Raw genomic sequence first — 11,919 nt, 5'->3', positions numbered from 1 at the left:
GCCTCCAAAAACACAAAGCTACCAATAGTCTAGGGCCATTCCAGCGCTTCCAGCACCTGGCGGGCGACCTCGCGGCCCTGCTCGAGGCCGCCGCGGCCATCCACAAACCAGTGAATCCCGGCGATCACCCTCGAGTACGAGGCCTCCCTGGCCATGGCTTCCCAGGTCTGGGCCTCCTGAGGGAAAAAGTGCTTGAGCACGGTCGCAGCCGCCCCGCTGATGGTCGAGTGGCCCGAAGGATAAGAGGGGTGCCTGGGGGTGCGAAGGTAGGGCTGCCAGCGCCGGTTGAAGCTGTGTACCCACTGCTCGGGCCGGGCCACGTAGTAGGTAAACTTGTCGCGCCAGCAGGCGATATTGGCGTTGTGCATGGCGATATTGAGCACGGCCAGTATCGCAACAGCTCGTGTGGCATCCACCTGGCGCTGGCGCAGGATCTCCAGGGCCGCCTCCTGCCAGAGGCCCGCCGGGGTCACGGTGCCGGGGTCGCCGGCCCACTTATCGGCAATCTGCCGCCCGGCCTCGTCTAGTTTGGCCTGCTCTTCCCAGAACAAGGCCCGCTCGCGGGCAAACTCGGGCGAGTCCCAGGCCGGGGGTGGCGGGGCCTTGGCCAGGGCCTCGGGGGCCACCCCAATGGGCCGCACCGCACCCCAGCCCGGCTCCACCGCGGGCCGGCCCAGGGGCAGCACCCAGACCCCAGGGGCCGGGGCCGGGTACGTGGGGATCACCTGGCGGGCGGCCCCATCCTGGCGGCCCCAGGCCACCACCTGCAACCCCACCTGGCGGCCCAGGGCCTGGCTGATCTTGAGGTTGGGCTCCGGCCAGCCCTGGATTTGCGCCTGGCGGTAGATGGCCTGGGCGGTCTGGCGCACGGCATCCTTGAGGTTGGGAAAGGTGGGGTGCAGGTAGAGCATCACCTCCTGGGCGGCATAAGCGGCCAGCACGTTGGCTTCAATGGAGCGACCCCGGGTTAGGTGAAGCGCATCGTGGATGGCTACGCTGAGCAAGGCCAGCGCCCGGGCCGTGCGCAGGGGGGAGAACATCTGGGTCTGGATGCCCAGAAGCTCGAGGCGCTGGAGCTCACTCAAAGTCTCCCAGCTCAGTGCACTCTCCGGCAGGCCCTCCACCGGCTCGAGTTGCTCCAGCAGCCCACGCAGGGCCGGGGTGGGGGTGGCAATCCAGGCCCTGGACTGGCCCAGGCCCCAGCAGCCCACCAGCACCAGTACCCAAAGCAGTATGCGCATACTTTCAGTCTATCGCTGCGTGCGCAAATTTATCGAGGAGGCACAATCAGTTTTCCCTCGAGGCAAGCCCCACCGCTCCGAACTGCGAAGCAATCTGGCCTCTTTTCCGCAAAAGCACCCTATACTGCATTCATGCCCTGGATGTGTTGGGTATGGGCTTTACTGGGTATCTGGCTGGGCCAGTGGGCGCTGGCCCAGGCAACGCCCATTTTTGCCGAGGAAACCCAGAGCTCTGGCCTGCAAAGCCGCTTCGAGGGCGACTATGTGGTGGGGGGCGGGCTGGCCGCCTTCGACTGCAACGGCGACGGCCTGCCCGAACTGGTGCTGGCGGGCGGCGCGCAACGGGCCAAGCTCTACCTGAACCAAAGCCCCGTGGGAGGGCCGCTGCGCTTTCGGGAAGAGCGCGGGGGGGTGGAGCTTGAGGGGGTGATGGGGGCTTACCCCCTCGACATTGACAGCGACGGCCTCCCCGACCTGGCCCTGCTGCGCGACGGCGAGGACGTTTTGCTGCGCGGGCTGGGCAACTGCCGCTTTGAGAACGCCAACCGCCGGTGGGGCTTCCAGGGGGGAAACACCTGGACGACCGCTTTTTCGGCTACCTGGGAACAGGGCCAAACCTGGCCCACCCTGGCCACGGGCGCTTACGTCAAGCGCAACACCACCTTTCCCTGGGGCACCTGCCGGGGCAACGCGCTGTACCGGCCTGCTCCAGGGGGTAAAGGCTTTGCAGCCCCCTGGCCGCTCGAGCCCAGCTACTGCGCGCTGTCCATGTTGTTTTCCGACTGGAACCGCTCCGGCACCCCGGCCCTGCGGGTCTCCAACGACCGCGAGTACTACCAGGGCAAAGGCCAGGAGCAGCTCTGGCAGCTTACTCCCGGCCAGCCCCCACGGCTCTATACCGAGGCCGAGGGCTGGAAGCGGCTGCAGATCTGGGGCATGGGCATCGCCAGCTACGACCTCACCGGCTCGGGCTACCCGGTCTACTACCTCACCAGCATGGGCGATAACAAGTTGCAGATGCTCGAGTCACCCGAGCGGCCCAGCTACATAGACATCGCCTTCCGCCGCAACGCCACCGCCCACCGCCCCTACACCGGCGGCGATGTGCACATGTCCACTGCCTGGCACGCCCAGTTCGAGGACGTCAACAACGACAGTCTGATTGATCTTTTTGTCAGCAAGGGCAACGTGGGCTTTATGCGCGAGGCCGCGGCCCGCGACCCCAACAACCTGATGCTCGGCAGGCCAGATGGCACCTTTGTCGAGGTGGGGGACAAGGCCGGGGTGGCCAGCTTTTTGCGGGGCCGCGGTGCCCAGGTGGTGGACTTGAACGCCGATGGCCTGCTGGACATCGTGGTGGTCAACCGGCTCGACCGGGCCCAGGTCTGGCGCAACCTGGGGGGGGGCCAGCGGCCAGCCCTTGGGCAACTGGCTGCAGGTGAGGCTCCGGCAGCCGGGCCCCAACCCCGATGCCGTGGGGGCCTGGCTCGAGGTCGAGCTACCCGGCCGAGTTCTGCGGCGCGAGCTCACGGTGGGCGGCGGCCACCTGAGCGGCGGCCTGGGCTTCGTGCACTTTGGGCTGGGCCCGGCGGAGCGGGTGCGCCTGCGGGTGCGCTGGCCCGACGGCGAGCAGGAGGGCTGGCTCGAGGCCCCCAGCAACCGGTTTGTAGTCCTGGCGCGGGGCCAGGGCCTGCTCGGCTACACCCCCGGCAGAAGTTATTGACATCCCCCCTTCTCGGTGGTACTTTTTTTTCGAGTCGAAAAAACCAGGGTCTTTCCATGCTCCTTTGGTCCATCGGCTCAGCTTAGGAGGAGGGAACATGAAGCCATTCACCAAGGTAATGGTGTTGTTGTGGTTTGCACTGGCCGTGCCGGCTTTCGCCCAGCAGATCATCGTGGGGGTGAGCTGGGCCAACTTCCAGGAGGAACGCTGGAAGATTGACGAACGGGCCATCCGCGAGCAGTTGGGCCGCATGGGCGCGACCTATATCAGCGCCGACGCCCAGAGCTCGTCCGAGAAGCAGCTCAACGACATCGACGCCCTGATTGCGCGCGGGGCCAAGGCCCTGATCATCCTGGCCTGGGACAAAGACGCCATTCTGCCCGCCATCGACAAGGCCAAGGCCGCGGGCATCCCGGTGGTGGCCTACGACCGCCTCATCGAAAACAACTACGCCTACTACATCACCTTCGACAACGTGGAGGTTGGCCGCATGCAGGCCCGCGAGGTCTTTAAGGTTCGGCCCAAGGGCAACTACGCCTTCATCCTGGGAGCCAACACCGACCCCAACGCCGACTTCCTGCATAAGGGGCAGCTCGAGGTGCTCGATGCCGCCATCAAGCGCGGCGACATCAAGGTGGTGGGCAAACAGTACACCGAAGGCTGGAAGCCCGAGGTGGCCCAGCGCAACATGGAGCAAATCCTCACCGCCAACGGCAACAAAGTGGACGCGGTGGTGGCCTCCAACGACGGTACCGCCGGGGGTGTGGTGGCCGCGCTGGCCGCGGTGGGTCTGGCCGGCAAGGTGCCGGTCTCGGGCCAGGACGGCGACCAGGCCGCCCTCAACCGGGTGGCGCGCGGGCTGCAAACCGTCAGCGTCTGGAAGGACGCCCGCGAGCTGGGCCGCCGCGCTGCCGAGGCCGCGGTACTCATGGCCCGTGGCACCCCCATGGACAAACTGCCGGGCCGCACCATTTTTGCTGATGGGCCCAACAAAGTCCGGATGAACGCCCTGCTGCTCAAACCCATCCCCATCACCCGCGAGAACCTGGATGTGGTGCTGCGGGCTGGCTGGATTACCAAGCAAGCCCTCTGCCAGGGGGTGAGCGGCACCAACGCCCCGGCGGCCTGCCGGTAGCACGAACTATCTGCTAAGGGTGGGCGTGTTGCCCACCCTTTTTATAAGCCAAACAAGCCTTGAATTGCACGGTATAATCGGGTTCAACAAAAAAAAGAGCGGAGGATTTTTCATGCAGATGCAAAGCACAGCAAGGGCCCGCACGAGCCTGGTGCAAAGCCTGGGCGTGGATGGCCGCATCCTGACCATGCTCATCGTGCTGGCGGTGGTCTGGACGGTATTCCAGCTACTCACCATGCAGCAGCCGGGCCAGTTTTTGAGTCCGCAGAATCTCTGGAACCTCTCGGTGCAGACCGCGGTGGTGGGCATCATGGTGGGGGGAATGGTCATGGTGATCGTAACCCGCCAGATTGATCTTTCGGTGGGCTCGATTCTGGGCTTTACCGGAATGATCATGGCCCTCATCCAGACCGTCCCGCCGCTGGGCTGGGGCGGCCACTGGCTCCTGGCGCTGCTGGCCGGGCTGGCGCTGGGCGCGCTGATTGGGGCCTTTCAGGGGTACTGGGTGGCCTACTGGGGGGTGCCGGCCTTCGTGGTCACCCTGGCCGGGCTGCTCATCTTTCGCAACGCCACCTTCATCGTGGCCAGCGGGCGCACCATCGGCCCCCTGGACGACAACTTTAAGGTGCTGGGTGGGGGGCTCAACGGCTCCATCGGGGAGTTCTGGACCTGGGTGGTGGGCCTGGTGGTCATGGCTTTTGTGGTTTACCAGGCCCTCTCCAACCGCAGCCGCCGCCTCAAAAATGGCCTGCCGGTGCGCCCGGTCTGGGCCGAGGGGCTGGTCACCGGCACCCTGCTGGCCCTGATTCTGGCTTTTGTGCTGGTCATGAACGCCTTCCCCTACCCCGGCACCAACATCCCTCGAGGCATGCCGGTACCGGTGCTGATTACCCTGGTGGTGCTGTTCGTGCTCAACTGGGTGGCCCTCAACACCCGCTTTGGCCGCTATGTGTTTGCCATTGGGGGCAACCCCGAGGCCGCGCTGCTGGCCGGTATCAACGTCAAGCGCATGCTGGTGGCGGTGTTTGCCCTGATGGGCATGCTGGCGGCCCTGGCCGGTGCGGTGCAGGCAGCCCGGCTCAACTTCGTTACCAACAGCATGGGCAACCTGCTCGAGCTCGACGTGATCGCTGCGGCGGTCATCGGCGGCACCGCCCTCTCCGGCGGCAGCGGCACCATCGTGGGGGCGGCCCTGGGGGCCCTGCTGATGTCCTCCCTGCGCAGCGGGATGGTGCTGATGGGCCTCCCAACCGAGTGGCAGAACGTGGTGCTGGGCCTGGTGCTTTTGGCTGCGGTCATCTGGAACACGGTCTACCTGAGGAACCGGAGGTAACCATGACCCCACTGGTCGAAATGCGCAACATCAGCCTGCGCTTTGGCGGCAACCAGGCGCTGGACAAGGTATCGGTCAACCTCTACCCCGGCGAGGTGGTGGGCCTGCTGGGCCACAACGGGGCGGGCAAGTCCACCCTGATCAAGGTGCTCTCGGGGGCCTACCAGGCCGACGCAGGCCAGATTTTCGTGAACGGGCAGGAGGTCACCATCCGCACCCCCCAGGACGCCCAGGCCCTGGGCATCGAGACCATCTACCAAAACCTGGCCCTGGCCGACAACCTCGACGCTGTAGCCAACGTTTTTCTGGGGCGCGAAAAAGTACGGGGCGTGGTGCTGGACGAAGATTTTATGGAGCTCGAGGCCCGCAAGACCCTGGATCGGCTCAAGGTAAAAATACCCTCCTTGCGGCTGCCGGTAGCCCAGATGTCCGGCGGCCAGCGCCAGACCGTGGCCATTGGCCGGGCCATCTACTTCAAGGCCCGCTGCCTGATTATGGACGAGCCCACCGCCGCGCTGGGGCCGGAGGAAACCGCCAAGGTGGGCGAACTGATCAAAGCCCTCAAGGCCGAGGGCGTGGGCATCTTCCTGATTAGCCACGACCTGCACGATGTTTTCGACCTGGCCGACCGCCTCACGGTGATGAAAAACGGACGGGTGGTGGGCACGGTCTACACCCAGGACGTGAGCCACGACGACGTGCTGGGCATGATTATCGGTGGGGTGATGCCCAAAAACGTCCGGCCTGCTCAGGCACCCCTGCCCCAGTAAAGGTGCTATTTGGCTGCTCGAGTCGTTCAAGAACAGTGAGAGGTATCCATATGCGAATCGGAATCGTAGGGGCCGGCTGGTGGGCCGGGTTTGCCCACCTGCCCGCTTTCAAAGAGGCCGGGGCCCAGATCGCCGGCATTTACAGCCGCACCCCGGCCCATGCGCAAAAACTGGCCAGCGCCCACGGAACCCAGGCCTTCGAGCGGTACGAAGATTTGCTGCAACACTGCGATGCCGTCGCCATCTCCACCACCGACGACACCCACGCCCCCCTGGGCCTGATGGCCCTACAGGCCGGCAAACACCTCTTCATGGACAAGCCCCTGGCCCGCACCCTGGCCGAAGCCCAGGCCCTGCTCGAGGCCGCCCGGCAGCACGGGCGCATCGGCCTGACCGCCTTCACCAGCCGGGGCGACCTGGCCGCCGAGACCGCCCAGGCCATGGTGCGCGCAGGCGAGATTGGGGAGGTGCTCTACCTGCGGGGCTCCTTCCACGGGGGCTACATGGGCGACCCGGCCGGCCCCACCACCTGGCGGGCCAAAGCCGAGACCGGCGGGGCCGGGGGTGCGGTGGCCGACCTGGGGGCCCACCTCTTCGACCTGGTGCGCATGGTCACGGGCCTCGAGTTCACCGAGGTAATGGCCCAGGCCCGGATCCACCTGCAGCGCCCCGACCCGGTCACCAACTACGACGAAGGGGCGGTACTGGCCCGGCTGGGCGGCGTGACCGGGGCTTTCTCGCTCTCGAGGGTGCACATCGGCGCCGACCAGCGGCTCGAGCTGGAAATTCAGGGCACCAAAGGCGCCCTCAAGCTCTCCCCTGCCCTGTGGGGTCAGGGCAAAAGCGCGCAGCTCTGGCTGGCCCCGCGGCCCGGCTTTTACCGGCAAGTCCCCCCCGACCCGAGCTTCCTGCGGGGACGCAACCCCGAGACCTCCTGGGGGCATTTCCAGTTCGCTGAGCTGGCCCGGCGCTTCCTGGAGGGCATTGCCCAGAACCGACCCCCCACCCCGAGCCTCGAGGACGGCCTTGCCGCCCAGCGGGTCATCGAAGCCACAGTGCAGAGCAGCCAGCAAAACACCTGGGTATCGGTTTAGAACCCGGCCCCCACCCTTGGGCCTTATGCGGGATGCGGTGTATTCTTTGCATATTGGCATGAGCACCTCAACGCCCAAACCCCGTCTGGTAAGTCCCAACTTCATCACCGAGATCATCGATGAAGACCTGAAGGCCGGTCGTTACAAAAAGATCGTCACCCGCTTCCCCCCCGAGCCCAACGGCTACGCCCACCTGGGGCACGCCATTGCCAGCTACATAGACTTTGGCATCGCCCACGACTACGGCGGGGAGTGCCGGCTGCGCATGGACGACACCAACCCCGAGGCCGAGAAAGCCGAGTATGCCGAAGCCCTGATTGCCGATATGCGCTGGCTGGGCTGGGACTGGGGGGAAAGGGTTCGCTACGCCTCCGACTACTTCGAGCTTTTGTACCAGATGGCCGAGCGCCTGATAGAGAAGGGCCTGGCCTACGTGGACAGCGTCTCGCCCGAGGAGATGGCCCGGCTGCGTGGCACCGTGGATAAGCCCGGCACCCCCAGCCCCTACCGTGAGCGCAGCGTGGAGGAAAACCTGGAGCTGTTCCGCCGCATGCGGGCCGGAGAGTTCCCCAACGGGGCCCACGTGCTGCGGGCCAAAATAGACCTGGCCAGCCCCAACATGAAGCTGCGCGACCCGGTGCTTTATCGCATCGTGCACGCCCCCCACTACCGCACCGGCAACAAGTGGTGCATCTACCCTTCCTACGACTTCGCCCAGGCCACCACCGATGCCTTGGATGGGGTGACGCACAGCCTGTGCAGCCTCGAGTTTGTGGACAACCGGGCCATCTACGACTGGCTGATGGACCACCTGTGGGGCGACCCCCCCCTCGACCAGACCCCCCGCCCCCATCAGTACGAGTTTGGCCGCCGGAGTCTGGAGTACACCGTGGTCTCCAAGCGCAAGCTGCGCAAGCTGGTGGAAGGGGGCTACGTGCGGGGCTGGGACGACCCCCGTATGCCCACCCTGGCCGGCCAGCGGCGCCGGGGGGTGCGGCCCGAGGCCATCCGCCGGTTTGCGGGGCAGGTGGGCATCTCGCGCACCAACCGCACGGTGGACATCGCCCTATTGGAAGGGGCCATCCGCGACGATCTGAACACCATCGCCCCCCGGGTGATGGCGGTGCTGCGGCCCCTCAAGGTGGTGCTCACCAACCTGACCGAGCCCCGAACCGTGACCCTCCCCTACTGGCCCCACGACGTGATCCGGGAGTCCCCCGACGGCCTGGTGCCCTTGCCCGATGGGCGGCGGGTAAAGCCCGAGCAGGCGGTGCGCCGGCTGACCCTGACCCGCGATATCTACATCGAGCAGGACGACTTCGCCCTGAACCCACCCAAAGGCTTCAAGCGCCTGACCCCAGGCGGCACCGTGCGCCTGAAGATGGCCGGGGTGATCCGCTGCGATGACTACCGAACCGACGAAGAGGGCCGGGTGGTCGAGCTGTACTGCACCCTGCTGCCCGAGGAGGCCAAGGCCGCCGGGGTGATCCACTGGGTGAGCGCCGGCGAGGCCGTACCCGCGGAGTTTCGACTCTACGACCGGCTTTTTACCGTACCGCACCCCGAGGCCGAGGCCAGGGAGCTGGAAGAGGAGGAGGCCCCCGACGACCACGACTTCCTCCGCTTTTTGAATCCCAAGAGCCTCGAGGTCGTACACGGCTACATCGAGCCCAGCGTGCTGGCCGACCCCAAGGAAACCCGCTACCAGTTCGAGCGCAACGGCTATTTCTGGCAAGACCCCCTCGACTCCCGGCCCGAGGCTCTGGTCTTCAACCGTATCGTGACGCTCAAGGACACCTGGGCGCGCACCGCCCAGGAAAGCGAGTCGGAGGCCCAGCGCGCCACTCCGAAAGCCAAAACCACCGAAGGCCCGCTCAAAACCCAGGGGGCCCCGTCCGAACCCCAGCTCACCCCCGAGCAGCAGGCCCAGCTCGAGCACTTTTTAGCCCAGGGCGTCCACGAAGCCGAGGCCCGGGTGCTGGCCCGTGAGCCCCGGCTGGCCGAGTTTTTGATGCAGGCCGCGCAAAAAGCCCCCATCGCCCTGCTCGCCAACTGGGTCGTCAACGACCTGGGCGCCGCCCTCCGCTCCGGCGAGGCCAAAATTACCCCGGCCGGGCTGGCCGGGCTGGTGCGGCTTCTGGAGGCCGGGGAGATCAACACCCGCATTGCCAAAGACGCGCTGGCCGAGGCCCTGCAGACCGGCCAGGATCCCGCAGAGATCGTGCGCCAGAAGGGCTTGAAGCAGCTGAGCGATGCGGGGGCCCTCGAGCCCATCGTAGAACGTATCCTGGCCGAACACCCCGACAAAGCAGCGGCCTACCGCGCTGGCAAAACCGGCCTGCTGGGCTTCTTTGTGGGCCAGGTCATGCGCGAAACCCAGGGGCAGGCCAACCCGCAGCGGGTGCAGGAGCTGGTAAGGCAAAAGCTAGGGTAGCTCGAGCAGCATCATCGCAACGCCAGGCTGCCCTGGCGTTTATACCAGTGCTTCGGGGCCGGAGGACAGCGAACCAACCCCACCGGAGGAGGCGCACTGGGACTCAAAAAAAATGGCCTATAGGATGACTATTTTGAATCCGGTGTTCACCGACCCCCATACCAGATGCGGTAAATCCGCCCCCCTCTGGCATCCGAGACATACATCGCACCGTCGGCCCCGATCACCAGCCCCACCGGGCGGCCCCAGGCCTCGCGGCACATCTGCCCGGGGGCTCGCCAGCCGGTGGCAAAGGTTTCCGAGCGCACCGGCAGGCCATTCTGGATCACGAAACGTTCAATCTTGCAGTCGCGGTACTTGGCTGGGTCTTGTACGCCCAGCGAGCCGTGGTAGGCGATATAGAGGCTGTCGCGGTAGGCTGCGGGAAAGCGGCTGTTTTTGGCCCAGGTCATGCCCAGGGGGGCTGAATGCGCTGGGGCCGTGAACAGGGCCGGAACGGCTTTTCGGCAGTCAAAGCCCTGGGTGCGGGGGTCGGGCACCTCGCTGCGTTCGGCCTTCAGGTTCAGACCCAAGCCCGGTGTGTAGCAGTAGGGCCAGCCGTGAAAGCCTCCGGGTTGCACCGCTACGATCACCTCCTCGGGGGGTAGGTCGTCGCCGAGGTGGTCGGTGCCGTTGTGGGTCGCCCAGAGTTCACCCCGGGGTGTCCAGGTAAAGTCCACGCTGTTCTTAAGGCCCTCCGCCCAGATTACCCGGCGGCGGGGGTCGGGATCGGAGGCAAAGGGGTTATCGGCGGGAATGCTGCCATCCGGATTAAAGCGCAGGATCGCAGCCCGACGGGGGTCGCGTTCGGGGCCGAAGTTGGTCTCGGAGCCCACCGAAACATAAAGCTTGCCATCCGGCCCGAAATGCAGTGTGCGGGTGAAATGCCCCGAGGGGCCGGGGATGTCCGAGAGGACGGTTTCCCATTCCCACCCGCTACGCCCTGGCCGCAATCGAATTACTGCCGTACTTACAGCCACGTACAGCCAGCCCCGATACCACTCGAGGCCATGCGGCAGTTCCAGGCCTTCCGCCACCACCTCCACCCGGTCGGCCCGGCCATCGCGGTTGTGGTCGGGCAACCGCACCACCTGACCCCCATAGATCAAGCTCACGTAAAGCTGCCCATCGGGCCCCACGCTCATCATGCGGGGGGCGCCCTCGAGGTGCTCGGCAAAAATCCGAACAGCAAAACCCGGTGGCAGGCGAATACGGCTGCTGGCCTCATCCAGCTCAGTGGGCGGCTCAAAGTGCGTGGCAGTCCAATAGGCCCCGGCCACAACCAGCACAGCCCCCAGCACCACCCGGCCCAGATGGATCATCTGGGGTTTAGGGTAGCAAAGCTTCTGCAGCTTTAGTGTGAGCCCACTTTTCGCTGGAAACCATCTACGCACACATCTCATCATCGGGGTGCTACACTGCTTTTCAGGCATTGCCCCAAGACTATGAAAAATACCCACTCCGTAACCCGCCTGGCCGTTCGTGAGCCATTCAATACCTATTCCCACGCGGTGGGGGTGGCGCTCGGTCTGATTGGCACGGTCATGTTGCTGTTCTTCACCCAGGGCAGCCCGGCCAAAATCGCAGGTGCGCTGGTATTCGGCCTGACCATGGTGCTGATGTACACCTCCTCGGCCCTGTACCACGCTGTACAGGCCTCGGAGCGGGCCTTGCTATGGCTGCGCAAGCTTGACCACGCGGCCATTTTTCTTTTTATCGCCGGAACCTATACCCCTGTGTTGCTGCAGGCAATGGAGGCCAGTTGGCGGCCCTGGGCGCTGGGCCTGGTCTGGGTTCTGGCCGTCCTGGGCGTGGTTCTTAAGCTCATCACCCTGCAAGCCCCGCGCTGGCTCTACACCGCCACCTACCTGGGCATGGGCTGGCTTGCTGTCTTCCTGCTGCCCAAGCTAGCGCTTAGCCCCTGGGCCCTGGGCTTCCTGATTGCAGGTGGGGTGGCCTACAGCCTGGGGGCGGTGGTCTATGCCGCCAAGTGGCCCAACCCGCTGCCCCAGCTGGTGGGTTTTCACGGCATCTGGCACGTGTTTGTGCTGCTGGGCAGCCTGGGCATGTATGGTGCGGTGATCGCTATGTACCTGAGCTAAAACACACACCGGCAGGCAGGGCCCGAACGCCCAGACAAATAGACCTGA

Annotated in this window: 9 protein-coding genes; 7 read left to right on the top strand and 2 right to left on the bottom strand. The window is 65.6% G+C overall.

The genetic code is table 11. The features are described from left to right. Nucleotides 1–29: 29 nt before the first annotated feature. The gene (locus MTAI_RS06155) at nt 30–1,241 is read right to left on the bottom strand and encodes a vanadium-dependent haloperoxidase (protein ID WP_027886768.1); all 1,212 of its coding nucleotides are present in this window, start codon (nt 1,239–1,241) and stop codon (nt 30–32) included. Nucleotides 1,242–1,373: 132 nt separating this feature from the next. Between MTAI_RS06155 and MTAI_RS06150 the strand changes: the two genes are divergently transcribed. From MTAI_RS06150 to MTAI_RS06125, 6 genes are all read left to right on the top strand, one after another. Next, nucleotides 1,374–3,050, top strand: coding sequence for an FG-GAP repeat domain-containing protein (locus MTAI_RS06150; RefSeq protein ID WP_425373721.1), 1,677 nt, complete (start codon nt 1,374–1,376; stop codon nt 3,048–3,050). Nucleotides 3,051–3,061: 11 nt separating this feature from the next. After that, the gene (gene xylF, locus MTAI_RS06145; protein WP_027886770.1) at nt 3,062–4,099 is read left to right on the top strand and encodes a D-xylose ABC transporter substrate-binding protein; all 1,038 of its coding nucleotides are present in this window, start codon (nt 3,062–3,064) and stop codon (nt 4,097–4,099) included. A 112-nt stretch (nt 4,100–4,211) separates the two neighbouring features. After that, a complete protein-coding gene (locus MTAI_RS06140; RefSeq protein ID WP_027886771.1) occupies nt 4,212–5,432 on the top strand; it encodes a sugar ABC transporter permease in 1,221 nt (406 codons plus the stop codon). A gap of 2 nt (nt 5,433–5,434) precedes the next feature. After that, the gene (locus MTAI_RS06135; protein WP_036196813.1) at nt 5,435–6,202 is read left to right on the top strand and encodes an ATP-binding cassette domain-containing protein; all 768 of its coding nucleotides are present in this window, start codon (nt 5,435–5,437) and stop codon (nt 6,200–6,202) included. Nucleotides 6,203–6,252: 50 nt separating this feature from the next. Further along, a complete protein-coding gene (locus MTAI_RS06130) occupies nt 6,253–7,296 on the top strand; it encodes a Gfo/Idh/MocA family protein (RefSeq protein ID WP_027886772.1) in 1,044 nt (347 codons plus the stop codon). A 58-nt stretch (nt 7,297–7,354) separates the two neighbouring features. Then, complete coding sequence (locus MTAI_RS06125; RefSeq protein WP_027886773.1) at nt 7,355–9,730, top strand: glutamine--tRNA ligase/YqeY domain fusion protein; 2,376 nt, start codon at nt 7,355–7,357, stop codon at nt 9,728–9,730. A 146-nt stretch (nt 9,731–9,876) separates the two neighbouring features. On the opposite strand, the gene MTAI_RS06120 is transcribed toward MTAI_RS06125, so the two are convergent. Then, nucleotides 9,877–11,091 carry a PQQ-dependent sugar dehydrogenase gene (locus MTAI_RS06120; RefSeq protein WP_027886774.1) on the bottom strand — a complete coding sequence of 405 codons (1,215 nt, stop codon included), beginning with the start codon at nt 11,089–11,091 and terminating at the stop codon, nt 9,877–9,879. A gap of 123 nt (nt 11,092–11,214) precedes the next feature. On the opposite strand from MTAI_RS06120, the gene trhA reads away from it, so the two are divergent. After that, entirely contained in the window at nt 11,215–11,871 is a 657-nt protein-coding gene (trhA, locus tag MTAI_RS06115; RefSeq protein ID WP_027886775.1) for a PAQR family membrane homeostasis protein TrhA, read from the top strand. The last annotated feature ends 48 nt before the right edge of the window (nt 11,872–11,919 follow it).

The sequence above is a fragment of the Meiothermus taiwanensis WR-220 genome, assembly GCF_003568585.1.
Lineage (GTDB): Bacteria > Deinococcota > Deinococci > Deinococcales > Thermaceae > Meiothermus > Meiothermus taiwanensis.
The sequence above is the reverse complement of the archived record's forward strand: the minus strand, read 5'-3'. Positions and strand labels throughout refer to the sequence as shown.